This is a genomic window from Treponema sp. TIM-1, from assembly GCF_046533115.1.
Lineage (GTDB): Bacteria > Spirochaetota > Spirochaetia > Treponematales > Breznakiellaceae > JAIRMO01.
In genome coordinates this window covers 1-24,152 of record NZ_JAJQRC010000025.1, presented here as the reverse complement: position 1 = coordinate 24,152, position 24,152 = coordinate 1, and the positions used below count along the sequence as shown (strand labels likewise).

Genomic DNA, 24,152 nt, shown 5'->3' with positions numbered 1-24,152 from the left:
TTTCCGGAAAAATCCTCCGGGACTGTATCCGGAGTCCGGGACGTATTATTATCACCGGTAAAGGCCCGGACAAACCCTTTACCCTGCCGCGATTAACCAATAGCGCGTGAAAAATTAGTATACCGAAACCGTTTATTTTCGTCTACCCCAAAATAATCCTGGATCAGGGCCGGCGCATAGAAATATACTTTTTGAAGAAAATTAACCACGAACCACACCAACGAACACGAACAAAAGGGAAATTCGGGTATAGTTCCGGTTATCAAATGAAAAGTTCCTATGTGTTTATCCTGCGCCTTCCTTTCAACAACACGAATCATGGTGTAGTTACTTTTACCGGAATCCACCCTGCATCCGGGACATCATTGCCTGGGCTGCCTGGGGATTTCTGTTGAATTTGGACATTTTTTTCATCATGGTTTTCATTTTTTCGAATTTTTTGAGGAGCCGGGCCACCTCGGCCACGGAGGTACCGGAACCCCGGGCAATGCGGGTACGCCGGGAAGGGCCGATGATGAGATGATTGGCCCGTTCTTTCCGGGTCATGGAGGATAGGATGGCCTCCTGGCCTTTGAGTTCCTCCCGGTTGATATCATCTTCGCTCACCTGGCCCGCCATGCCCGGGACCATTTCCAGGAGAGCCTGGAGGGAGCCCATTTTTTTTACCGCCCGGATCTGTTCAAGCCAGTCCTCCAGGGTAAAGGTTTCCTTTTCCATCTTTTTTTGCAGGGCCAGGGCTTCCTTTTGGTCGATCACCTCCTGGGCTTTTTCCACCAAGCTGACCACATCCCCCATGCCCAGGATGCGGCCGGCAATACGGTCGGGGTAGAAGGGCTCCAGGTCTTCGGGTTTTTCCCCCATCCCCACAAATTTGAGGGGTTTGCCCGTAATGGTTTTCAGGGACAAGGCGGCCCCGCCCCGGGTATCGGAGTCGAATTTGGTAAGGATTACCCCGGTAAGGCCGATTTTTTCGTCAAAGGTCTTGGCGATGTCCACCGCGGACTGGCCGGTCATGGAATCCGCCACCAGGAGGAGTTCATCCGGGGCGGCGGCTTTTTTGAGCCGGGAGAGTTCCTCCATCATGGGCTCGTCTATCTGGAGCCGGCCGGTGGTATCGATGATCAGGGTGTCGATCAGGTTTTTTTGCGCCCAGTTGACCCCTCCCCGGTACACCGCCACCGGATCCCGGGCCCCCTCCTCCTTATAGACGGGAACCCCAATCTGGCCGCCCAAGATGGCAAGCTGCTCCACCGCCGCGGGGCGGATAAGGTCGCAGGCCACCAGGAGCGGCTTGCGGCCCTCCTTTTTCAGCCGCAGGGCCAGTTTGGCGGAACTGGTGGTTTTCCCCGAACCCTGGAGCCCCAGCATGAGGATACAGGAGAGGGCATCGGGCCCCTTAAGCCGGAGATCCTGCCGGGTATCCCCCAAAAAAGAGACCAATTTATCGTGGACAATCTTGACAAACTGCTGGCCCGGGTCCACGGACCGGAGTACCTTCTCACCCTGGGCCTCTTCCATGGTGGCATTGACAAAACGGCGGACCACCCGGAGGTTTACGTCCGCCTCCAGGAGGGCCATTTTGATGGCGTCCACCGCGTCGCCTATGTTTTTTTCGCTAATCGCCGACTTGCCGGAGATAAAACGGAGGGCATCGGATACTTTTTGGGTAAGCTTATCTAACATTTAGTACACCCCTTGGAGAGAGATTTTTAAGTCCCGGCGGCCCGGATGCTTCCGGAACTAAGGACCCGCGCAAGAATAAAATGCAGGGCATTTTATTCTAATTGCTTACGCAATAAAGAAACGATATGACCATTCGGTCATGTTGTTTCTGCGCGGGTCCTAAGCCAAATCATGTAAAAATTCCTTTAAAAATTCATCGGGTTCGGTTTCCCGGTTTAATATGTGATAAAGTCCCAGGGAGATGGGCATCTTGAGCTTATGTTTTTCCGAAAGAATTTTAACGTACTTTGCCGCGGCCACCCCTTCGGGCAAATACCCGATTTCGCCGATCCGTGCCAGAAGCTCGTCCAGGCAGGAGAAGGGTTTCAGGATATTTTTTTCGATGATTTCCCTGCCGAACCGGCGGTTCCGGCCGAACACGGAACGGCAGGTAACGTCCAGATCCCCGACCCCGGAGATGGAAGTGAAGGTTTCCGGGTGGGTGGCCCCCATGGCCCGGCCCAGGGTCTGGATCTCATTGAGCCCCGCGGCGAGGAGCAGGGACTCGGTTCCGTCCCCGAACATAGTCCCCAGGGGATGGGCGCTCTCCGGGGGGGCGGTTTTCAGGGCGTCCAGCATGCCGAAGGCTATGGCAATGACGTTTTTTGCCGCCGCCGCCACCTGCACCCCCCGGACATCAAAGGAGGAGAACACCAAAAGCCGGCCGGACCTGAGGAGGTCCCGGAACCGGATGGAATTCTTGGGGTTCTCGCTGGCCGCAATCAGTCCCGTGATCTTACCCCGGGCAACCTCCTCGGCATGGCTCGGGCCGGCGATATATACCAGGGACTGGCGGTAAAAACCGGGCAGGTAATCCTCCAGGGTCTCCAGGATGAGCCGGGGTCCCTTGGGGCTGGGGAGGAATCCCTTGGTAATAACCGCGATGGCGGTTTCTCCCTCCCGGATGGAATGAACCGGCAGGATCTTCTTTACCGTGTCCAGGAGGTAGAGGGAGGGGGAAGCCAGAATGAGGAATTCCGCCCCCTCCGCGGCTTTGACCACATCCGTTACCCCCCGCAGATGGGGGGGGAGTTCCACCCCGGGTAAAAACCGGGTGTTCCGGTGTTGGGTGTTGATCTCGGCCGCGGCGGCTTCTTCCAGGCACCAGAGGACAACCTCTTTTTCCTTTTCCGCCAGGACCTTGGCCATGGCCGTTCCCCAGGCCCCGGAACCGATGATCGTAATTTTACCGCCCATGGTTTCCCTCTCCGTTTTTTTCAAAATTTGCTAGTTCCGGGGACATCGGGCAGACAGCCCCTGCCAAAAGCCGGATGGTCAGGGGAAAAGCACTGAGAAGTCCCCTTTTTCCACTAAAACCAGGGGGCATTTTCATCCTTCCAGGTAACGATATCCTGGGGCGTAAAAAAAAGGGCAATTTCCCGCTCCGCATTGGCCGGGGAATCAGAGGCGTGGACGATATTGAGCCTGGTCCGGTAGGCATAATCCCCCCGGATGGTTCCCGGCGGGGCTTCCCGAACATCGGTGGGCCCCACCAGCCGCCGTACCATAAAAACAGCGTCTTCCCCCTCCAGAATCAGGAGGATCACCGGACCGGAAAGGGTATATTCCAGGAGTTTTTCGTAAAACTCCTTCCCCGCATGTTCCCGGTAGTGGGCTTCTACCACGGCCCGATCCAACACCAGGAGGCGGAGGGCAGCGATTTTAAGCCCCTTCCGTTCAAAACGGCTCAATACCTCCCCGACGATACGGCGCTGGAGGACCCCGGGCTTTAACATAACCAAGGTTCTTTCCATACCATTAAGCCGCCGGGGGGGGGTTCCCGGCTTCCTCTTCTTTCTTTGCCTCCGCCCGGTCTTTGATATCCGCTATACCGATAAAAATTGAAACTAAGCCTATAAATATGGCCAAGACCGGCAATGCCCCCCGTAAAAACGACAGAACATCCTCCCGCCAATCCAGACCCACAGGTAAAATCGCCAGTACCGCGGCGGCTAGGATCAGGATGCCAAAAACAAGCGCCTTCATATACTCCTCCAAAATAATACCATCCGGGGCCGCTTCAAAAAACGTAAATTTTGCGGCAGCCCTATCGCCGGCTCAACTTCCGGACGACCATGACCATAAACGCAATAATAAAAAAAATAATCGACAGATTGGGGAGGATCAACAACACCAGGGGCATGGAACCTATGGTTATTCCCGATTCCTCGGCGATGCCAAAGAGGTTCAGGATTGAATATACGATTTCCACATAGAGGGCAATGGTTCCAATAACCATGAGCATCCAGGCCGCATCCCTGGTTTTTGACCAGAGTACAATCGCAAAAAAGGCGGCCAACGCTCCAAAAAAAAGCCGGCTAGAAGCATAGATAACTTCCCCGATATCCATAAGCCTAAGTATGACTTTTTAGGGGGATAATATCAAGGGGAAGGGGTAAAGGACAGGCGCTGGAGGAGGCCGCCGGATTCTATATCGAAGACAATGGAACCATTGGGTTGGGTCTGCTTCTTACAGCTCACCTCTTTGCCGGATAGAAATTCCTTGACCACGGCATCCACATCGGTGGTTTCAAGCTCCTGGATATCCACGTCCCGCATCCGGCTGTTATCGCAGGAATTAAAGATCTCCCGGATCATCTCGTATTTCATGGAGGGGCCTCACGGGTTGTCCCGTCTTTGGGACAGATAACGATGGTGTTTTTCACCAGATCCACGCTCTGCAGGGTACCGGTCACCTGAAGCCGCTTCCCCATAAGGTCGGTCATGGTGATAGTATCCCCGGCAACCGTGACATTACTGGTGTATTCGCACAGGAGCCGCTTGGCCCCGGCCGTACCCAGTTCGTATACCGTGGAAAGGCACATCAGGGCTCCTCCCCTTCGATAAGACCCAGGGCTGCTACGAGTTTTTCATTGCCCCGGTTAAAGTCCTTAACCCCGGCATCAAGGATATCCGCAGCCCCGTCCCGGCCGGCGTGCCGGAGCTCATGGGCCAGGGAACCCAGCTCCCCGGCGTGTTCCCGGTTGTGCTCCAGCATATAGGCCAACAAGGTCTTTATGCGGGCCATATCCAGCGGCCCCTCGTGGGAATGAGGATGGGAATGGGAATGGTGGGGGTGAGCATGGCTATGGTGTTCATGCTCGTGGGAACCCTGATCCGCTTCGTGTTCATGACAATGATCTTCATGCATAACCTTTGCTCCTTGGGGTCTATGTTATCAAAAAGCGCCATTAGGGGCTTTTCCGAAACCAGCCGGTTTTGGAAAAATCCCATTATCCCTGAATTTTACACCCTCTTGGCGGAAAGATCAACAATTTTTTTGATCGTTCCGCCTAATACCGGAACAACAAGCCCAGGTCCATCGCATAGGTACTCAGCCCGCCGGGCTCATTACTCAACTCTTTGCCGTAAAAGGCTGCATCCAGCTTAAAGATCACCAGATCAAAGCCCACACCCACCGAGGGAAGCATGTCATTCATCCCCGCCCGCAGGGCAAGGCGCTTAAACAGGGTTAATTCGGTACCCAAACTCAAGTTAAGCCACCCGTTTCTGACCGTATAGTCTTGCTGCCAGAAAAGACCGGCAAAATCCCGGTAATCCGCCATCACCGCCCAAGAGAGCAGGGGGTTGTCAAAAATTTTGTAGGAAACCCCCAGGTTGACCGTCGGTTCTACATAGCCAAAATAGCCGGCAGGCGGGGAATCTGAGTGGGAGTAGAGGTTCAGATCCTGAAACGTAACATAAGCCAGGGAAAAGAGGTCGTTAACGGTCAAGCCCACGGTAAAATTATCTATCAGCCGGTATTGGAGCCCCATATCCATCCCGGTCCCAACGGTAAAGGGGGCAAAATTGAACCCGGCCATAAGGGCGTTATCGTTGAAAAGAAGCTCGGTGAGCGGAATTTGCCCCGAATTTATTTCCAGCCGGTTGAATAGCTTCGCCACTATCCCTACATCTATGGTATGGACCCCTACGTCCATCACCCGCATAGAATATCCCAGATTAAACATGAAATCCGCTTTACTCCAGGCTCGTATGCTTTTACCGGTTACCTGGGTCCCGCCGTAAAAACGATCAAAAACACCCCATCCCCATCCGTTTTTTATACTGCCAATGGCAATGGGACCCCGCAGATCAAAGCCCAGGGGGATATTTCCGTTGGATCTCGTTATAAAGTGGGAAAAGGTGTCGGCCAGTTTATTGGCATCGTTGATATTTTTCATAATATCCATGAGCCCCAGGGAATCTCCGTATATGCCCAGGCTGAGCTCCGCCGCACTTAACTGTTTGACGGTTCCAAATACCGCGGGATTGATGAACAAGCTGTTTATATCCTCCGTATAGGCCACATGGGGACCTCCCAGGGCAAGGTTCCTGGTGGAAGGTATAAAAAACGGAGAGATTTCGCGGGTTTCGTTAACCCCCGACGCAAACAGGGGGGTTCCGCTAAGATATACGGCCAAGAGGGCGGCGATGTAAGAGAGCTGTTTCACGATGATTCCTTAGAGCAAATGGAGGCGTTCCAGCATATCGGTAAAGGGACCGGGGTTTTTCGCCGCGGCTTCCGCAAGAATAAGGGCTTTTTTTTGCTTATCCGTCAAATTCTGGGAGTCCTGTTTCTTTTGACCAAAATCCTTTAAATAATCTTCCTGATCAGCGGGATTTGTTTTCCCCATGGACTGGGCATCGGCAAGGAGGAGGGTAACCGCCGACAAAACCAACTCATCCTGAGCGGATCCCGCCAAATCAGCGGGCTTTTTTACCTTCCCGGCATCAAGCAGGCCGGAAATAAGGCCGGCGTTCGTCTGAACATCCCCGGCGGTCTGGATTTTATCGAGGATCCTATCCACGGTCACCTGGGGATCTTTAAAAACATTGATATTACCCATCATGACCATGACAAGATCCGAAGCATTATTGGCGGCGATTAAGCCCGCCTCCAGCAACACCTTCTGGTCCGCGGGATTATCCGTCTTTGCCAGGGCATCCTGAATTTTTTCCGCCACCAGTTTGGCCTTTTTTTTATCCCCGGCGCTCTCATTGGCAAGCTCCAGGGCATTCCCGGCGTTGATTTTGGGGAGGAGTTTCTCCGGATCCCGTTTAAGCCCCGAACCCCAGGATGAGGAAAAGAACCCGCTCACCGAATCGCAAGAAACCAGGATCGCCATCAAAAAGACTATCTCGAACAAAACACCACCTTTTCCACTCAAACTCAAGCAGTGGTTCCACCACCCGAATGGGAACAAGGGCTTTTTAGTAATCCTCATTGTAATATCCTTCCTACAAGTACCGAGCCAAATTTACCATTTGGCCACTTGAACTCTCCTTATTTTGAGTATACTAAGAACCATGGCAAGAAAACAAATAATTTGAGGAGGCGAAAATGAAAACCGTATTTTATGGAGTTTTACTGGGCGTCACCGCCGTATCGGGATTTGCCGCGGATGAGGGGATCTTCTCCTACCGGGTGGGCCGGTTTGAGATTTTTATGCTGGTGGAGAATCAGGGCCAGGGGCGAAGTTCCCTGCTCATCGGGGCCGATGCCCGGGATATTGAACGGTATGTGCCGGGGGGAACCTATCAATCCGCCACCAATACCTTCCTCATCCGCACCGGGGAGAAAAATATCCTGGTGGATACCGGCTTTGGGGGGGCCGTGTTTAACCACCTCAAGACCCTGGGGGTGGAAGCGGCCCAGATTGACGCGGTCCTCCTCACCCACCTGCACGGGGACCACATCGGCGGGCTTCAAAAAGGGGGGAAACCCCTCTTTCCCCGGGCCACGGTCTATCTTGCCCAGGAGGAACGGGAGTTTTGGGCCGGTTCCGCCAATGCTGCTGCCGCCCTGGCCCCCTACGGCGACAAGGTGGTGACCTTCCGGCCCGGAGCATTGGGCGCCGATATACCGGAACTTCTTCCGGGGATTACGGCCATTGCCGCCTTTGGGCATACCCCAGGGCATACCCTGTATTTGGTTCAATCCGGGGGAGAGGGGCTCCTCATTTGGGGGGACCTGATCCATGTCCAGGGTATCCAGTTCCCCCTTCCCGGGGTATCCGTTACCTATGACACGGACCCGGCTGCCGCGGCAGCGATCCGTACCAAGGTCCTGGAATACGCCGCCGGAAACCATATTCCCATTGGAGGGATGCACCTGGTCTACCCGGCCATCGGGACCGTCAGCCCCCAGGGGAACGGTTACCGGCTTACCCCCGCGGGCCGGTAGCTCAGGACTGGTTTCCGGGCCGCGGCGGTTTCATCCAGCCGTCCGACGGGGGTATCGTGGGGCGCCCCGGAGAGGAGTTCCGGCTGGGTCTCCGCCTCTTCGGCAATGGCCCCCAGGGCTTTGATAAAGGCGTCCAGGGTTTCCTTGGATTCGGTTTCCGTGGGTTCCACCATCAGGGCATCCTTGACAATCAGGGGAAAATAGATGGTGGGGGGATGGAAACCGTAATCGATGAGCCGTTTGGCGATATCCAGGGTGGAAAGGTGGTTCTCCAGCCTGGGGGAGGCCACAAATTCGTGCATACAGGGCCGTTCCGCCCCAAAGGGAAGGGGATAGCGGTCCTGGATCTGGACCTTTATATAATTCGCGTTGAGTACCGCCTGCTCCCCTACCCGGCGGATCCCTTCCCGGCCCAGGAGCCGGATATAGGCATAGGCCCGGACCAGGACGCCGAAGTTGCCGTAAAAGGCCTTGAGCCTGCCGATGGAGCGGGGGGGCGTTACCGGACCGTAGGTCTCCCCGGTTTTGGCTGCCAGGGGGCCGGGGAGGTAATCCGCGAGGAGGGGACCCGCCCCCACTGCCCCGGCTCCGGGACCGCCCCCACCGTGGGGGGTGGAAAAGGTCTTGTGCAGATTGAGGTGCATCACGTCAAAACCCAGATCCGCGGGTTTGAGGACCCCTAAAAGGGCGTTCATGTTGGCCCCGTCGCCATAGACCAGGCCCCCGGCATCGTGGATCAGGGCGATGATCTCCCGGATCCGGGGTTCAAAAAGGCCCAGGGTATTGGGGTTGGTGATCATGAGCCCCGCCAGGGTAGGGGCATTTTCCCCGGTACAGGCGTTTTTCAGGGCCCCCAGATCCAGTCCCCCCGAGGGGGTCGAGGGAATGGTTTCGGCGGTAAAGCCCGCCATGGTACAGGTGGCGGGGTTGGTACCGTGGGCGGAGTCGGGGATCAGGATCCGCCGCCGCCCCCGGTCCCCCCGGCTTTGGTGATAGGCCCGGATCATGAGGACCCCCGCCAATTCACCCTGGGCCCCCGCGGCGGGCTGGAGGGAAAAGGCGCTAAACCCCGTGATTTTTTTAAGGCTTTCCTGGAGTTTCCAGATAAGGGCCAGGGCCCCCTGGTTTTCCGTTGCCCCCAGCAGGGGATGGGCCCGCCGGAACCCCCGGAGCCCCGCGGCATCCTCGTTCATCCGGGGATTGTACTTCATGGTACAGGACCCCAGGGGATAATACTGGCCGTCAATGGAAAAATTCTGCCGGGAGAGCCGGGTAAAATGGCGGACTACCGTCAGTTCGTCTGTTTCGGGGAGGGCCAAGTCGTCCCGGAGCAGTTCCGCCGGCAGGGGGCTTAGGGGGACGTCGGGTTTGGGCAGGGTAACCCCCCGGCGGCCGGCGACGCTTTCTTCATAGATCAGGGGAACCGGGGGTTCTTTCATAGGTAGAGTTCCTTTAACGCATGGACCAGGGTTTCAATGTCTTCCCGGGAATTTTTTTCCGTTACGCAGACCAGCAGGTCCTTTTCCCGCTCCGGGAAATACCGGGAAAGGGGGAGACCGGCCACGATCTTTTTTTCCCGGAGTTTTTCCGCCGCGGTTTCGGCGTTTCCCGGCAAGGTAACGAGGAATTCCTTAAAGAACGGGCCGGGGCCCAGGGAAAATCCCGGGAGGGCGGCAAAAAGCCCCGCGGCGTAATGGCTTTTATGCCAGCAGAGCTCGGCGACGCCCCGGAGCCCCTGCTTTCCCAGCAGGGCGAGGTATATACAGGCGCGGAGGGCACAGAGGCCCTGGTTGGAACAGATATTGGACAGGGCCTTTTCCCGGCGGATGTGCTGTTCCCGGGCCGCCAGGGTAAGGACAAAACCCCGCCGCCCCTGGGAATCCCGGGCCTCCCCCACGATGCGGCCGGGGATACGCCGCATCAGGGCCGCCGAGACCGCCATGATTCCCAGGAAGGGCCCCCCGTAGTTGAGGTCGTTCCCCAGGCTTTGGCCCTCGGCGGTAACGATATCCGCGCCGTATGCGCCGGGGCTCTTGAGGAGTCCCAGCATGATGGGGTCGGCGTGGACGATAAACAGCCCGCCCCGGTCATGAACGGCTCCGGCGGCCCCCTCCAGGGAGGGGATGCGGCCGAAAAAGTCGGGGTAGGCGGCCACGAGGCAGGCGGGGTCCTCCCCCTGGGCGGCATTGGCGGGATCCCCCGAATAGGTTTCGATCCGGGCATCAAAGGGGCTGAGGTAGGTGTCCAGCACCCCCCGGTATTCCGGGTGCAGCCCCGTGGGGAGCAGTACCCGGCGGCGGCCCTCGGGATTCCGCAGGGCCAGCAGGACCCCCTCGGCCAGGGCGGTGGCGCCGTCGTAGTGGCCGGCGTTCACCACCTCCATGCCCGTAAGGGCGGCGATCATGCTCTGGTATTCAAAGATCGCCTGGAGGGTCCCCTGGCTCACCTCGCTCTGGTAGGGGGTATAGGCGGTAAGGAATTCCCCCCGAGAGGCCAGGGCCCCCACCGCGGCGGGGATAAAGTGATCGTAGGCCCCGGCCCCTAAAAACCAGCGGTAATCATCGGCGGCGGCGTTGGTATGCGCCAGGGCGCTCAGTTCCGCCATCACCTCCAGTTCACTTAACCCCCCTTCAAGATCCAGGGAGGGGAACCGCAGATCCTCAGGGATTTCGGAAAATAGGGCCTCCAGGGAGGGAACACCGATCCGCTCCAGCATCTCCTTCCGCTGGGCCTCGGTAACCGGGATATAGGGCACGGTTATGCTTCCTCCTCCGCCTGGACGGTTTTTTCATACTCCTCCGGGGAGAGGAGGGTATCCCATTCCCCGGGATTGTCCGGCAGGACCCGGACCAGCCATCCTTCCCCGTAACAGTCCCGGTTGATAAGGTCGGGCTCCTCCGCGAGCCGGTCGTTCACGCCGGTGATCCTGCCCGATACGGGGAGGTAGACGTCACTGGCGGCCTTGACCGATTCCACCACCCCAAAGGGGGCATGGGCGGCAAAGGCTGTTCCCGCTTTGGGGAGATCCACGTAGACAATATCCCCCAGGCTATACTGGGCGTGATCGGAAATTCCCACGATGATTTCATCCCCCGCTTTCCGGGCCCATTCATGGGTCGGGGCAAACCGGGCTTGGGCATCGGTTTTCATGTTGCTCTCCTATAAACCGGTATATAGAGGGGCCGTTTTACCACCACCCCTTCCTTGGGTTTTTCCCGAATCAAAACCGTTAAGCGCCCGCCTATTCCCGCATATTCCGGCGGGACCAGGGCATTGGCCGAATAGGTTCCCGTGGAGGGGCAGAACATACCCGATACACAGCGGCCTATCTCCCTCCCCTCCCCGCTTACTATGGGATAACCTTCCCGGGGAACCCCCCCGGTAATGTTAATGGTCACGAGTCTGCGGTTAAGCCCCGCCGCCTTTTGGGCGAGGAGGGCTGTTTTCCCCACAAAATCCTTTTCAAAATCGCAGGCCCAGGATAGTCCCCCTTCCAGGGGGCTTATGGTGGGGGAAATTTCATGGCCGTGGAGGGGCATCCCCGCCTCAAACCGGAGGGAGTCCCGGGCGGCAAGCCCCACGGGCCCCGCCTCGATCCCCGCCTCAGCTGCCTGGGCCAGAAGATATTCCCAGAACTCCCGGGCCCGGGCCGCATCGTAAAAAAGTTCCACCCCGTCTTCGCCGGTGTACCCGGTTCTGCCTATGCGCAGGGGGATCCCCCGGATCTCCCCCCGGCTCATGCTGAACCGGGGCATGGCCGATACCCGGCCCCCGCTGAGGCGATCCATCAATTCCACCGCCCGTTTCCCCTGGAGGGAGATCATATAGGTCTCTTCCGAAATATCCCGGAGCCCTACCCCGGGGGGCAGCCGGGCCCGGAGGTGTTCGATATCGGTTTCCCGGTTACCCGCGTTGACCACCACAAACCAGGTGTCTCCATCTTCCTCGCGGTAGATAAAGAGGTCGTCGATGACCCCCCCGGCTTCGTTGAGGAGCAGGGCGTACCGGGCCTCCTGGGGCTTCATATCCAAAATACGGCTTGAAACCAGGCCGGAGAGGGCCTCCCCTGCCCCGTTCCCGGAGATAATAAGCTGCCCCATGTGGTCGATGTCGAAAAAACCCAGGGAACGGCGGGTCAGCCGGTGTTCTTCCACCGCCCCCAGGGGGTACTGGATGGGCATATCAAATCCCGCAAAGGCCGCAAACCGGGCCCCCGCCGCCTCATGCCAGGGATGTAGTAAGGTTGTCTTCACCGCAGCTCCTCAAGATCACCGGATATTCATAAACAGGGAGATTTTTGCATAAATATACAATAATGTCCACCCAGGTACCCGGTAACATGTAAAAATTTACCGGTTAAAATAAAACTAATGGAATTTAACCACGAAGGCGAAGAAGGGGAGAGAAGATTTAAGAGAGGAGGGAGGAGAGGAATGAGGAAGAATGCCCACTCTTCACTTTTCATTCTTAATGTTCCAACGATGACTGACACCCGTAAGAAACAGGAAAAATAGGATTAACCACGAACGACACGAACATCACGAACTTTTGCTTCGATATTTTGGAATTTATACCTGAATTTTTTTCTTTGTTTGTGGGAAAGCAGGAAAGAACTATCGGTAAAAACGCCAATTTGTCTTTGTTTCTGTTCGTGTGGTTCGTGCGGTTCGTGGTTAAAATCTCTCCTTGCGCCTTTGTGGTGAATTTCAATTCTGTATATGTATATTTAGGCTTTACCAGGTACTAGTTAAACCGAATGTTTACCGGTATGCTGGAAAGAATTATGGGGTTGTTTCAAAAAATCTGAAACCGGCGCTTACCACCGGGAGGTTTTACGTACCGGGGAGTGAGGGTGGTTCAGGTTATCCGGATAGGTTTGTTCCGGAATCTTTTATCAATAGGAATAGCGGATGCTAAAAAAGACCTTTTTTGCCATACTTATGGTGACCTTTGCATTTTTTTCCTGCGGCGCCGGGGGGAATGCCTCCGGCGAGAATAGTGAACCGGACACAACCGTAGAGGAGTCTACGGCGGAGGCGGCGGATACCGATACCAGTTATGCCTTTGGGCTCGTATTGGGTTCGGACCTTAAACAATTCGGCATGCAGTTTGATTACGAGGCCATGGTTCAGGGGATTCAGGAGGCGGTTGAGGGGAAAGAATCCCGGCTCTCCATGGATGATGCCATCGGATTGGTACAAACCGCCTATATGGCCACTGTTACCCGGCAGGCGGAGGAGTCCCGCAAAAAAAATGACCGGTTCCTGGCGGAAAACAGTAAAAAGGAAGGGGTGGTTATCACCGCCAGCGGGCTGCAATTCGAGGTCATTACCGAGGGCCAGGGGAGGAAACCTTCCGCCACCGATGTGGTAACCGTCAACTATGAGGGGACCTTAATCGACGGCACGGTATTTGACAGTTCCTATAGCCGGGGGGAGCCCGCGGAATTTCCCCTGGATCAGGTTATCCCCGGCTGGGCCGAGGGGATACAACTGATGAATGTGGGGAGTGTCTACCGCTTGTATATTCCCTCGTCCCTGGCCTATGGGGAACAGGGCGCCGGTAACATGATCCCCCCCAACTCGGCCCTGATTTTTCAGGTGGAGTTACTTTCTATCGAATAGGGCAGGGTCAGCGCCGGAGGGAGAGATAGGATTTGATGATCCCCTCCAGGGAATTTTCATTTATCCGCACTATCTTCATTTCCCGCTCCACGCTTTCCCGGGAATCCGAGGCGTGGGCGGTGTTGACCATGACATTGCTGCCGAATTCCCGGCGTATGGTGCCGCCCGGCGCTTTAAGGGGATCCGTGGGGCCCAGGACTTCCCGGATTTTTTTGACCGCGTTTTCCCCTTCATAGATGATGATCATACATTTGACGCTGCCCGGGTTGTTTACGTCCTCCGGGGGGCACTTTTCCGGCCTGGTTCCGGACATAAATTCGATGATCTGGGCAAATTGATCCCGGGCGCAGGCTATACCAAAACTATCGGTGAGGCTTTTTTCCGTTTCCCCGCTAAGGGTTACTTCGAATTCTTTTTCCAGAAGTTCCCGGGCCTTTTTGCCGAAGCGGGGGGAGAGTTTTTCTTTTAAAGCCTTCTCCACGGGGCCGTAAAACTCCAGGGCCTCCGCCAGGGAAAAACGGTGGACCTTGATCCCCACGATCCGCAGTCCGGTTCGGGAAAACATATCGATGATGGTTCCCGGCTTTGAGGAGGCGTATTGCCAGTTGTCGGGTTTGATAATCACCAGGGTCTGTTCTATTTTGGAAGGGTCCGGATATTGGATGTTTTTTATGATGTTTTCTTTATCCGGTAAAAAACGGGCAAACAAGGCCAGATCCTTATCGGCCCACTCCTGGGTCCGGGGGGTCATCACCGCCGGTTCAAAATAGGTAACCGTCTGGGGATGCTCCGGGGATACGATAAGATCCGCATAGGTATCCCGAATGGTTTCCCCGCTCAGGGAATCGTCATTTTGATGTTCCGGATAGATATGCCCGCAGATGGCGGTGAGTTTGCTGCAGGGATTCTCCCCCCGAAAGAGGAGGAGCAAGGTGCGGTGTCTTCTTCCCCCCGAGGGGGCCAGATGCTGCTCCACATAATCCGCCAGGAGGCTGACCGTATTGGTGGTGTTCTCTTTCCGTAGGGAGGCGGCATAATCTTTTATAAAGGTCTCGTCGGGGGCGATCATTTGGGCGCCCACCAGTTCCAGATCCAGCTGGGATAATAACCGGGCGAGTACCCCCCCGGTTCTGCTTTTGGCAACGGTATAGGGGGTTACCATAACATAAGAAAGGGCTTGTTCCATAGGGTCTCCATATTGAACCGGCTTTAGAAAAACCTGCGTTTGAAGCCGGTTCAATAATTTTACCCCATGGTACAAAAAAAAGAAAGCAAAATCTATGCGGTGTCAGCAATGCTCAGTTTCAACAAAAGACAGAAAAAACCACGAACCACACAAACCTCACGAACGAAGAAGAGAATTCAGGTATAAATTCCGGGACATCGAAGCAAAAGTTTGTGGTGTTCGAGTGGTTCGTGGTTTTTTATTCTTCCTGGTCGAGTGGTTTGCGGTTAATCTTACGAACCTCACAAACAAATCCGATAAAAAAGTATGGATGGAAATAACAAAATAAATAAAATTCTTTATAAAGATGAGTGTTTTCGTATTCAATCCTGTGTCTTTGAGGTAAATAGAAAATTAGGCAGCGGATTTTTAGAAGCGGTATATCAGGAAGCATTGGAAATTGAGCTGGAGAACGCAAAAATTCCCTATGAAGCACAAAAAATACTCCCCATACAATACGATGGCAGGCTATTAAAGCAGCATTACCAGGCTGATTTTGTTTGTTTCGGGAAAATAATCGTGGAAATCAAGGCGGTAACCAGACTTAGTAATGAGCATAAAGCGCAGATACTCAATTATTTGGCAGTCACGGGGCTGAAATTGGGGTTGTTAATTAATTTTTGTTCCCATCCTAAAGCGGAAATCATAAGAATCATTCGGTGAATCTGTTCGTGGTTAGTTTAAACTGAGGATGTAACCAAGAATTTAACCACGAACCACACCAACCTCACGAACAAAGAGAGAATTCTGGTATAAATTCCGGGGCATCGAAGCAAAAGGTTGTGGTTGATTTAAACCAAGAATTTAACCACGAACCACACCAACCTCACGAACAAAGAGAGAATTCTGGTATAAATTCCGGGACATCGAAGTAGAAGTTCGTGGTGTTCGTGTGGTTCGTGGTTATTTATATTCCTCCTGCTCGAGTGGTTCGTGGTTATTTTAAACTGAGCATTACTGATGCGGCGGAACCACCGGATAAGGCTTGTTTTTAGGGATTTTCGCATTGACAAATCCCTATACTTCTCTACAATAAAGTAATGAAAGAAACAATAATTCGTCCCCTCAAGGGGAAATCTTCTCTTTCGGTACTTTGGTTGATTTCCACCTTTAGTTTGTGTGTGATTTTTGTCCTCGCTTCGGTGCCCGCCGCGGAAGCCCAAGGCCGGGATCAGGAAGCCCGCCGTTATACTTCGGTCATACAGAATGTTTTTGATTTTATCCAGCAACATTACGTGGAAACCGTGGACCCCCAGGTGCTTTTTGAAGGGGCCATGTCCGGCATGTTTAACGCCCTGGGGGACCCTTATTCCGCCTTCCTCCCGGAGAAGGAAATGGCCAGTCTGAACGAGACCACCCAGGGAAGTTTCGGCGGGGTGGGGCTCTATATATCCAAACCCATTGGGGACCAAGCCGGGGGCCCGCCTCCCTATGTGGAGGTGGCTTCTCCCATTGAGGATACCCCGGGATGGCGGGCCGGGATAAGTCCCGGGGATCTCATCATCAAGATCAACGATGAATCTACGGACGTATTGACCATGGACGAAGTGCTGGCCCGGCTCCGGGGTACGCCGGGGGTAGCGGTCAACCTCATCATCCGCCGAGGGGCAAAGCTCGAATTCCCCGTAACCCTTATCCGGGCGGTTATTGAGGTGCCCACGGTGAAATACGCCATGATTGGGGATATCGGCTATGTACGGATCATCACCTTTACCCCCATGACCGTGGAACGGACCCGGGAAGCGCTGGAGCATTTTAAGACCGAAAACGCCCGGAGTTTGGTGGTGGACCTCAGGAACAACTACGGAGGCCTCCTCCAGTCCGCGGTAGGGGTCTGCGACCTCTTTTTGGACGGCGGGGTAGTGGTATCTACCCGGTCCCGGATCCCCGGGGAAAACGCCGTGTTTAATGCCCGGAAGGCCACGGCAATACCCACCGCCATGCCCATCGTGACCCTGATCAACCGGGGATCTGCTTCGGCCTCGGAAATCGTGGCGGGGGCCCTGAAAGACCGGGGCCGGGCCTACCTGGTGGGGGAAAAATCCTTTGGGAAGGGGTCGGTTCAGCAGGTATATCCCCTGGAAAAGGCGGGATTCAAGATAACCACCGCCCGGTATTATACCCCCAGTGAGGTGAATATCGATCAAATCGGTATACCCCCGGACCGGGAGATACTGTTTCCGGAATTTTCCGACGCCGAGGCGGAAAAACTCAACGCCCTGATCACGGAAAACCGGATCCCCGCCTTTGTGGAGGCCAATCCCCAGGCGGCCTCCGCGGCGGTGGAGGCCTTTGTCCGCCAACTAAACCAAGAATATCAGCTGGACCTGGCCCTGCTGCGCCGGCTGGTGAGGAATGAGCAAAACCGGACCCTCATAGCGCCGGTCTATGATCTGGAATACGACGTGCAGCTTCAGGAAGCGGTAAACATCCTGCGGAACGGAGACTATGGCCGGCTCATGCAGACCACTAAAACCTTAAAGGACCTGCAGAACGAGGCGATTACGGAGGATGCCCGGGCTTCGTAATGCCGGCGTTTTTTCGGCATGAAGCAATTTATATTGCCTGCCCCCCCGGATAAGCAGGGGAAGGTTTGTTTGTCCGGGGAAGATTACCATTATTTGGTGAACGTCAGGCGCCTGGCCCCGGGGGATGCCTTTGATGTCCGGCTCCCCTCGGGGGAAGCGGCCCTGGTCCGGGTATGTTCCGTGGAAAAGGGCCGCCTTATGGGGGTGTGTATGCCCCGGCCGGGGGCCCCGGAAGCAGGGGACGCCCCGGAAGGGCCTTCCCTGCCGGTCATCGTCCTTTTTCAAGCCCTGCCTAAGGGTTCCAAAATGGATCTCATCGTCCGGCAGGCCGCCGAAGGGGGGCTGCATGAGGTGGTTCCCTTTTCTTCGGATTTTACCGTTCCCCGCATAGGGGAACGGGGGGAAGAAAGGCGGGAACGCTGGCAGCGGATCGTTAAAGCGGCCCTGCAGCAGAGCAATTCCCCGGTTGCTACGGTGGTCAGGCCCCCCTGTACCGCCGATGCCCTGGGCCGGTATTGGCAAAACCTGCGGGACCACTATCCCCGGGCCCTGGGACTGCTGCTTCATCAGGACCCCCTTGCCAAGGAGACCCTCCATGACTATCTTAGTAGGGACCCCGAATTGGTTGCATTGGCGGTGGGTCCCGAAGGGGGGTTTTCCCCTGATGAGGCGGCCCGGTTCCTTGCCCTTGGATTTAAACCCATCGTTATCGGAAACACCATTTTCAGGGTTGAAACCGCAGCCCTATATGCCTCGGCGGCGGTACGTACTATTCTTTTGGAGAGAGCCTCGTGGACACTAAAAGTTCCCAACCCGCTATAGAACGGATCAACCTGTTGAAAGTCCCCCTGGACATAGTCCCCGAGGACCAGATAGCGGATGTAATTTATCATCATATAAAATCCGGCAGGGGGGGAAATATCGTCTTACTCTCCCTGGTGGATTTGCTCCGGGCCCGGAGGAGCGGGGAATACCGTTCCTTTGTATTGGGGGCGGCCCTGGTTATTCCTATCTCAAAAAGCCTTATCCGGGGCGCCCACTTTTTAACCGGCAGGACCCCGGTACGGTATATGCCCTTTGATTTTGTTATCAGCCTGCTCACGGCCCTGGAGGCCCGGGAATACTCCCTGTACCTTTTGGGCGGAAAACCGCGGATCCTCAAAACAACGGAGAAGAATATCCGTCAGACCTTCCCCAAACTCCGGGTGGTCGGCCGCTACCGGGGTTCATTTAAGCGGAACGAGGAGGGGGTTCTGCTGCAGGCCATACGAAAGGCGTCCCCTTCCCTGCTCCTGGTGGGCAAGGGGGTGCACGGCGGGGAACGCTGGATCGCCCGGAACAATGCCATGCTCAATCCCGGCCTGCGTTTATGGTGCAGTGACCTTTTTGAGGTCTTCGCCGAACGGAAAAAACGCCCCTCCCGGGCGGTCTTTGACCGGGGTCTTGAGGGGATAGGCTATTGTTTTCAAAATCCCCTGCGTTTTTTCAGAATTTTCCCCTATTTTTATTACAAGCTGCTCCTCTTGGTATACCGCTTGTTTAAGCGGTAAACGGCAGCACAGAGCGTACTATGTTTAGTTTAATACCCGGATTTAATTCGAGAATGGTACCAATTGAATTTGGCTGATATACGAAAAATGGGTGTCAAAGGTCGCTACCGATAGGCCATAAAAGTGGGCGGTGGCGGCTATCCAAAGGTCATTTTCCGGTATCTTTTTTCCTTTCTTTTCCAATTCGGACTTAATATGAGCATAAGAGAGGGTTATGTTGTCGTCATCCAATGAGAGCATTTCGAATTTTGAAAGTGTATTTCTGAATAATTCCATATTGGCTTCACACCTTAGTGACTTGTAAGCCCCAAAATACAATTCCCCTCGTATAATTGGGGAGACATACGCTTTCTTAACTTTTTGTAGTAAGCTGATGGCCTCGGGATCGTTATGGAGCATTTTTATGATTACATTGGTGTCAATAATGCTACCATTCATTTTCATCGATCGTTTCGGTTGAATTGAGTATGGCGGTAATTTCCCGGTAATCTTCATCGGAAAGAGAGCCGGCAAATTGGAGGTAGTCCCGGTTTCCGGTTTCTTCAACGGTTTCGTCCAGGACGGTTACTATGGCCGCCTGATTTCTGGCGGCATGTACCGGGGATATGGGGACAAAGGCTTTTCCATCATAATAGGCTTTTACGGCTGTCATGGGGCGGCCTCCTGATAGTAACGTTAACAGATGGGGCGGGAAAAATCCAGTGCAATTTGGTGCCTGGCACCGAAAAATCCGGTTTTATCGTTTTTTTACCTTTTTTTTTAAAAAAATTTTTCGAAAAACGAGACGTTTTACCCTTACGGGTGATATATTCTTAAGTAAGCCCCCTTTGAATATGAAAGGGATGTCCGGCAGCCTGGCTTCCGGAGCTTTTTTGGAGGGTCGCTATAAAGAGGGACCCCAGGGCAGTGCTTTCTTCGACAATTACGCTGCCGCCGGGGTCTGCATTATGCAAAGATAATTTTAGTCCATGCCGACCGAAATTACAATGCATAGTTCCTCTTTATAAAACCCGGCGCCTGACAGCGCTGGGGGCCGCTTGGGATCTGATCCCGAGTGCATATTTATTGAGGAGGACTCTATGTATAAAAAGAGTCTGATTTTTGAAATTTCGGCCTTGGTATTACTGGCCCTGTTCGCGTTGGTTGGGTGTCCGAATCCTTCTTCCGGGACCCACGGTCCAACGCCCCCAGCAGCGGGTAGTGTCGTCTATCCCCCGTCGACGGTCTTTATGGATGATTTTAGCAGGTTTCAGAATTTGCTGAATGCCCCTTCTAAAGAAACCAACGACGTGACATATATTGCCTACCGGGGGACTATTGATGACACGGTCACCGTCCCCGGGGGGAAGACCGTTTATTTGAACGGTAGTCCTATTAAGCTCAACGGTAATCACCACATTATCGTATCGCCGGGGGCTAAACTCGTGCTGGAGAGCGATGTAACTACCGCCGATGACGGCAGGCTCCTGGTAAATGGCACGGTGGAGGTCTACGGGAAGCTTACGGTTACCAGTACCACTGCAAACGACCCCGCCCTGCAGGTGGCCCATTACTTCTATGCGGATGGAACCATTAACGGGCGGGGTACGGTTATTGGAACCCCGCAGGTATCGGTAATGCCCTCCGGGACCCTGAGCCTTACGGCGCGGGATATAGCGAATCAATCTACCACCGACCGGTTCACCCCGGCCCAGGCCTGGGCCGCCGCGGGACAGGGCAACCTGGAAATAACCGGTACCCTTACTCCTGCCTATACGGTGAATTTGCTGCTTGCAGGGGTTGGGCTGCCCTCGGCAGACCGTACCTATACCGTCAGCACCCAGGGCGGCGGAGTATTACCTTCGCTCATCCCCAAGGGGGCAATTATTACCGCCGATGGGGTGATAGAGGACGCCGATAACCATATCCTCACCGTAAACGGCAGCCTTACGGCAACCAATGCGGCCTCGACCTTTAAGGATATTGAGACCTTGACCGTAAACGGCAAGCTTATCGCAAACGCCGCAAGCTTTGAAAATGTCACCACCCTGGTCGTGTCCAGTGTGGACAGCGACGGCCTTGCCAACCGGGCGTCCACCGCACCGAGTACCGTCTGGAACGGAAGCTATCTTGGCGCGGACAGCGCCACCTTAGAAAGGGCAACGAAAATCACCATCGGAGACTACGGTGAGTTTCAATCGGATAGTACGGCTATTCACCTTCCCGAGGGGGCGAAGATCACCCTGGGACGGAGCGCGATCTTTACCTCCGGGGGTACCACCAACAACAGCTTTGATAATCTTACCAGCCTTTTCATCGGTCCGGTATCCAAGGTCAACATCGCTTCCCCTGCCCTTACCTTTAAATCGCTGAAAACCCTCACCCTGCAAAACAGCGCGAGCCTGGTGGCGGCCGAGGGCAATATGGTAACCTTCCTGGTTGAAGCCACCCCCTCTACTCCCCCTAAAAAGACCGAGGTACGCCTGGGCTTAAACGTGTTCTATAAGGTGGGGGTATCCCCCACGGCGAAGGTGGACGTGGCGGTAGCCAATGATGCCAGCATCATCAAAGGGAGTACCATTGTCCTCAATGAGGGGAGTACCCTTACCGTGGCGGCGGGCAAGACCCTGACCGTAGAAGGGGGGGCGTCCATTGACTTTAGAAACCTGGGTACAAGCGCTCCGGCCAGCGCTGAAGCGGCGCCTATTCAGATAAACGGCGCCATCGAACTTACGGGAAACGGCAGCCTGGTCGGTCCACACCCTTCGCTCTTTCAGGCCAACTCTCCGGATATTTACAAGTTTATCGCCTTTGGCGCCAAGGGTAAAGTCCGGTTGAATCATGGTACCAGCTACACCTTTCTCGTGGTTCCCCCGGCCATTCCCAATCCCAATCCCAATCCCGCCCACGCTCCTTTCCCCTACATAGGAAGCGACCCTATTAGTGCCTACCGATGGAGCAGCGCCAATGACGGCGCCCAAATTATCTTAGACGCGGCAGGTTTAACCATCCGGGATGATAACAGCGGCAACCTGGCGGTAATTACGATTTCGGGTCCCGGCGCTTCTATAGAAAAAGAGCACACCCTGACCCTGGATCCGAATGTAGAACTCCGTCTTACCAATGATAAAGGGCTCCTATTTGCCGGGGACACCGGCGGCGGCGCACGGCTTAAAGGTCCGGGCGCCGTGGTCGCGGGTACCACCAGGATTACCGGCGGTTCCAGCGGCTGGCGGGTATTTGGCTCGGAGCCCATTGGTATCCTCCAGGCTACCCCGACTACCTCGTCTATTGAGAACCGCGGCAGTGGAAGCTCCACGGTCTTTAGGGCCATGGGCCAGAGCGCGATCATCCGGCAGGGGGTAGGCAGCGGTAACGCATTGACGATTGCGGCGAATACCGTGGTTGACCTGGGCGGAACCTCCACCAGCCCCGGGGGCAGCATCGTGCTGAAATCCGGTTCCAATCCCGGTAAGCTTGCCTTTGCCGGGGCGGTTACCGCCAAAGTACTGCTTGGCGTGGGGACCGGCGGTACGGCTGCCTCCGGAAATCTTACGACGATAACTATTGGCGGCGAAACGGTAATCAATAACGGCCTTACCACCGGGGACTTTGTCCTGCTGGACAGAAAGCTTGTGGAATTAGGCGGCGCAAACCGGGGCGCGGGCAATGGTATAAACGCCAGTAACACCGTGGGTAATGATGTTACGATTGTCAGTAACGCGGCATTTACCAACCAATAGCCTTTTCTACCGATGTTTTTAAATCTGGGCCGGGGACTGTACACCCCGGCCCAGGTTTTATCCCCCCCCGGTCCTGCCCAGGCAGCGCCTATACTTAGATTTCATTAAACGTTCTGGCTGCAACCGAAGGGAGGGCCGAGGGGCCGTAGGCCCCGTAGCGGTTACAGACCTGTTATGTGCAGTTGCACTTTTTTTCAATATATTCTTTTATTTCATCTATCTTTTCAATTTCATTTAATAATTCTTGTATCGATGTTTTTGTTATATTCCATATCCTCTCTGCCAATATTTCTCCATAATCATGTGCCAATTTATTTCTTAATCCAATAATCTTTCCCCACGGTATATTTACCAATGCATCTTGCGTTTCTTTACTTATTTTATTTGCGGCTTGCCCAATAATTTCCAACTGCCTTTCTACAGCCAATTTACGCATTTTGTCTTTTTCAAAATCAATGAGAAATATTGAACCCGTGAATTCATTTATATCCAGAATACAATCAACAATGTCAATTATATAGGATAAATCTCTTTCATTAAGCGGCATAAATTATTTCCCTGGTCGATAATATTTTATTTTTCCGTATGGGATTTTTTAATGCCTCTTTCTCTACAATATCCACTTCCCTATTTAAAATTTTAGAAAATTCATTTTCCAAATCAATAATATCAAATAAAGTTATATTTGATTTTTCATAAAATGAGACCAGAATATCTATATCACTGTTTTGGTTAAAATCATCACGGAGTGATGAGCCAAATATTGATAATTCGTTTATATAATACTTTTTACAGATGGCAACAATTTCATCATAATTGAGAGAAATGCCATTTTTCTGCAATTTTTCCATGGTATTCATATACTAATTCCTATTTCATATTATACATATCAATAATTTTATTACAACTCCTTTTTACCTATCCATGTATGATTTTTTATACATTATGTCTTAGCGCAATTGCACATAACATATACTATTAGACGGTAACATCTAAAAGCGGCAAATAAGAACTAATGGAATTTAACCACGAAGGCGAATAAGGCGAAGAAGTAAGAGAAAGGAAATAATTAAGAGGGAAAATGAAGAGTAAAAAACTGTCATTCTTAATTCTCCTTTCCTCCTTCTTCGCCTTCTGCGCCTTTGTGGTTATTTTCTTTAGTATAGTTTTAGCTGTTACAGGGTACTATATTAAAAAAACGCATGGTATATCAAAATATAGTATAAAATAGCATAATAACACATAATATAGTACTATACCGCATAAAACGACAGAGAAAAAACAGCATCCCGGCCGCGCCGAACCGATATTGACGAATTTTTGCATTTTTTTTAAATTTTTTTCAAAAAAACGAGATTTTTGGAACAAAACGTGATATAATAGTGTGTAGATAATAATGGAAACGGGCCTTGGCCCAGGTCAGGAAAAAATAAAAGGAGGAAGCCATGACATACGATACCATTCTCTCTTTACGCCCAATTCCTCCCTCCTCTTTATTTTCCATTATTCATTCTCAATTTTCAATTTCTTACCCCCCCCCCCCCCCCCCCCCCCAACCCCCCCCCCCAAGGGGGGGGAAAAAAGTTTTTTTTTT

27 protein-coding genes are annotated in these 24,152 nt (G+C 53.8%); 7 read left to right on the top strand and 20 right to left on the bottom strand.

The window, feature by feature from the left end:
• Positions 1–333: 333 nt before the first annotated feature.
• The 11 genes from ffh to LQZ21_RS09950 form a co-directional block, all read right to left on the bottom strand.
• A complete protein-coding gene (ffh, locus tag LQZ21_RS10000; RefSeq protein WP_411044190.1) occupies positions 334–1,683 on the bottom strand; it encodes a signal recognition particle protein in 1,350 nt (449 codons plus the stop codon).
• A 159-nt stretch (positions 1,684–1,842) separates the two neighbouring features.
• A complete protein-coding gene (locus tag LQZ21_RS09995; protein WP_411044189.1) occupies positions 1,843–2,919 on the bottom strand; it encodes an NAD(P)H-dependent glycerol-3-phosphate dehydrogenase in 1,077 nt (358 codons plus the stop codon).
• A gap of 113 nt (positions 2,920–3,032) precedes the next feature.
• Positions 3,033–3,476 (bottom strand): nucleoside-diphosphate kinase, encoded by a 444-nt coding sequence (gene ndk, locus LQZ21_RS09990; protein ID WP_411044188.1) that lies wholly within the window; start codon positions 3,474–3,476, stop codon positions 3,033–3,035.
• A 4-nt stretch (positions 3,477–3,480) separates the two neighbouring features.
• Entirely contained in the window at positions 3,481–3,708 is a 228-nt protein-coding gene (locus LQZ21_RS09985) for a hypothetical protein (RefSeq protein WP_411044187.1), read from the bottom strand.
• Between the two features lie 61 nt (positions 3,709–3,769).
• Positions 3,770–4,072, bottom strand: a complete 303-nt coding sequence (locus LQZ21_RS09980) for a hypothetical protein (protein ID WP_411044186.1) — start codon at positions 4,070–4,072, stop codon at positions 3,770–3,772.
• Between the two features lie 32 nt (positions 4,073–4,104).
• Positions 4,105–4,332 (bottom strand): hypothetical protein, encoded by a 228-nt coding sequence (locus LQZ21_RS09975; RefSeq protein ID WP_411044185.1) that lies wholly within the window; start codon positions 4,330–4,332, stop codon positions 4,105–4,107.
• Positions 4,329–4,547 (bottom strand): CooT family nickel-binding protein, encoded by a 219-nt coding sequence (locus LQZ21_RS09970; protein ID WP_411044184.1) that lies wholly within the window; start codon positions 4,545–4,547, stop codon positions 4,329–4,331. Before LQZ21_RS09970 ends, LQZ21_RS09975 begins: the two co-directional genes overlap by 4 nt.
• Complete coding sequence (locus LQZ21_RS09965) at positions 4,547–4,750, bottom strand: DUF8180 domain-containing protein (RefSeq protein WP_411044183.1); 204 nt, start codon at positions 4,748–4,750, stop codon at positions 4,547–4,549. Before LQZ21_RS09965 ends, LQZ21_RS09970 begins: the two co-directional genes overlap by 1 nt.
• Positions 4,738–4,869, bottom strand: a complete 132-nt coding sequence (locus tag LQZ21_RS09960; protein WP_411044182.1) for a hypothetical protein — start codon at positions 4,867–4,869, stop codon at positions 4,738–4,740. Before LQZ21_RS09960 ends, LQZ21_RS09965 begins: the two co-directional genes overlap by 13 nt.
• 146 nt (positions 4,870–5,015) lie before the next feature.
• On the bottom strand, positions 5,016–6,176 hold the full coding sequence (locus LQZ21_RS09955) for a hypothetical protein (RefSeq protein ID WP_411044181.1): 1,161 nt from the start codon (positions 6,174–6,176) through the stop codon (positions 5,016–5,018).
• 9 nt (positions 6,177–6,185) lie between these two features.
• Positions 6,186–6,851 carry a hypothetical protein gene (locus LQZ21_RS09950; RefSeq protein ID WP_411044180.1) on the bottom strand — a complete coding sequence of 222 codons (666 nt, stop codon included), beginning with the start codon at positions 6,849–6,851 and terminating at the stop codon, positions 6,186–6,188.
• Between the two features lie 215 nt (positions 6,852–7,066).
• Here LQZ21_RS09950 and LQZ21_RS09945 point away from each other — a divergent pair, with 215 nt between their 5' ends.
• The gene (locus LQZ21_RS09945; protein WP_411044179.1) at positions 7,067–7,909 is read left to right on the top strand and encodes an MBL fold metallo-hydrolase; all 843 of its coding nucleotides are present in this window, start codon (positions 7,067–7,069) and stop codon (positions 7,907–7,909) included.
• Here LQZ21_RS09945 and gcvPB read toward each other — a convergent pair.
• Genes gcvPB through gcvT form a run of 4 tightly spaced genes read right to left on the bottom strand, consistent with a single transcriptional unit; the run spans position 7,882 to position 12,162 of the window.
• Positions 7,882–9,348, bottom strand: a complete 1,467-nt coding sequence (gcvPB, locus tag LQZ21_RS09940) for an aminomethyl-transferring glycine dehydrogenase subunit GcvPB (RefSeq protein WP_411044178.1) — start codon at positions 9,346–9,348, stop codon at positions 7,882–7,884. The genes LQZ21_RS09945 and gcvPB overlap by 28 nt on opposite strands.
• A complete protein-coding gene (gene gcvPA / locus LQZ21_RS09935) occupies positions 9,345–10,664 on the bottom strand; it encodes an aminomethyl-transferring glycine dehydrogenase subunit GcvPA (RefSeq protein WP_411044177.1) in 1,320 nt (439 codons plus the stop codon). The genes gcvPB and gcvPA overlap by 4 nt, the downstream gene beginning before the upstream one ends.
• A 2-nt stretch (positions 10,665–10,666) precedes the next feature.
• Positions 10,667–11,059, bottom strand: coding sequence for a glycine cleavage system protein GcvH (gcvH, locus tag LQZ21_RS09930; protein WP_411044176.1), 393 nt, complete (start codon positions 11,057–11,059; stop codon positions 10,667–10,669).
• Positions 11,056–12,162, bottom strand: a complete 1,107-nt coding sequence (gene gcvT, locus LQZ21_RS09925; RefSeq protein WP_411044175.1) for a glycine cleavage system aminomethyltransferase GcvT — start codon at positions 12,160–12,162, stop codon at positions 11,056–11,058. The genes gcvH and gcvT overlap by 4 nt, the downstream gene beginning before the upstream one ends.
• A gap of 657 nt (positions 12,163–12,819) precedes the next feature.
• On the opposite strand from gcvT, the gene bamJ reads away from it, so the two are divergent.
• Positions 12,820–13,533 (top strand): BamJ family beta-barrel-assembly machinery protein, encoded by a 714-nt coding sequence (bamJ, locus tag LQZ21_RS09920; RefSeq protein WP_411044174.1) that lies wholly within the window; start codon positions 12,820–12,822, stop codon positions 13,531–13,533.
• Between the two features lie 7 nt (positions 13,534–13,540).
• Here bamJ and LQZ21_RS09915 read toward each other — a convergent pair whose 3' ends face one another.
• Positions 13,541–14,719 carry a nucleoside-diphosphate kinase gene (locus LQZ21_RS09915; RefSeq protein ID WP_411044173.1) on the bottom strand — a complete coding sequence of 393 codons (1,179 nt, stop codon included), beginning with the start codon at positions 14,717–14,719 and terminating at the stop codon, positions 13,541–13,543.
• Between the two features lie 306 nt (positions 14,720–15,025).
• Here LQZ21_RS09915 and LQZ21_RS09910 point away from each other — a divergent pair, with 306 nt between their 5' ends.
• The 4 genes from LQZ21_RS09910 to LQZ21_RS09895 all read left to right on the top strand — a co-directional run bounded on the left by LQZ21_RS09910 (position 15,026) and on the right by LQZ21_RS09895 (position 18,836).
• Positions 15,026–15,421 carry a GxxExxY protein gene (locus LQZ21_RS09910; RefSeq protein WP_411044172.1) on the top strand — a complete coding sequence of 132 codons (396 nt, stop codon included), beginning with the start codon at positions 15,026–15,028 and terminating at the stop codon, positions 15,419–15,421.
• Between the two features lie 377 nt (positions 15,422–15,798).
• Positions 15,799–17,286: a S41 family peptidase gene (locus LQZ21_RS09905; RefSeq protein ID WP_411044171.1), complete on the top strand. Its 1,488-nt coding sequence runs from the start codon at positions 15,799–15,801 to the stop codon at positions 17,284–17,286.
• Between the two features lie 18 nt (positions 17,287–17,304).
• Positions 17,305–18,108, top strand: a complete 804-nt coding sequence (locus LQZ21_RS09900) for an RsmE family RNA methyltransferase (protein ID WP_411044170.1) — start codon at positions 17,305–17,307, stop codon at positions 18,106–18,108.
• Positions 18,078–18,836 carry a WecB/TagA/CpsF family glycosyltransferase gene (locus LQZ21_RS09895; RefSeq protein ID WP_411044169.1) on the top strand — a complete coding sequence of 253 codons (759 nt, stop codon included), beginning with the start codon at positions 18,078–18,080 and terminating at the stop codon, positions 18,834–18,836. The genes LQZ21_RS09900 and LQZ21_RS09895 overlap by 31 nt, the downstream gene beginning before the upstream one ends.
• Positions 18,837–18,878: 42 nt before the next feature.
• On the opposite strand, the gene LQZ21_RS09890 is transcribed toward LQZ21_RS09895, so the two are convergent.
• Together LQZ21_RS09890 and LQZ21_RS09885 are read right to left on the bottom strand one after the other, a co-directional pair.
• On the bottom strand, positions 18,879–19,274 hold the full coding sequence (locus tag LQZ21_RS09890) for a PIN domain-containing protein (protein ID WP_411044168.1): 396 nt from the start codon (positions 19,272–19,274) through the stop codon (positions 18,879–18,881).
• On the bottom strand, positions 19,264–19,488 hold the full coding sequence (locus tag LQZ21_RS09885; protein ID WP_411044167.1) for a hypothetical protein: 225 nt from the start codon (positions 19,486–19,488) through the stop codon (positions 19,264–19,266). Before LQZ21_RS09885 ends, LQZ21_RS09890 begins: the two co-directional genes overlap by 11 nt.
• Positions 19,489–19,915: 427 nt before the next feature.
• Here LQZ21_RS09885 and LQZ21_RS09880 point away from each other — a divergent pair, with 427 nt between their 5' ends.
• Positions 19,916–22,558 carry a hypothetical protein gene (locus LQZ21_RS09880; RefSeq protein ID WP_411044166.1) on the top strand — a complete coding sequence of 881 codons (2,643 nt, stop codon included), beginning with the start codon at positions 19,916–19,918 and terminating at the stop codon, positions 22,556–22,558.
• 172 nt (positions 22,559–22,730) lie between these two features.
• On the opposite strand, the gene LQZ21_RS09875 is transcribed toward LQZ21_RS09880, so the two are convergent.
• Positions 22,731–23,105, bottom strand: a complete 375-nt coding sequence (locus tag LQZ21_RS09875; RefSeq protein ID WP_411044165.1) for a HepT-like ribonuclease domain-containing protein — start codon at positions 23,103–23,105, stop codon at positions 22,731–22,733.
• Entirely contained in the window at positions 23,095–23,418 is a 324-nt protein-coding gene (locus LQZ21_RS09870) for a nucleotidyltransferase family protein (RefSeq protein ID WP_411044164.1), read from the bottom strand. Before LQZ21_RS09870 ends, LQZ21_RS09875 begins: the two co-directional genes overlap by 11 nt.
• Positions 23,419–24,152 lie beyond the last annotated feature (734 nt).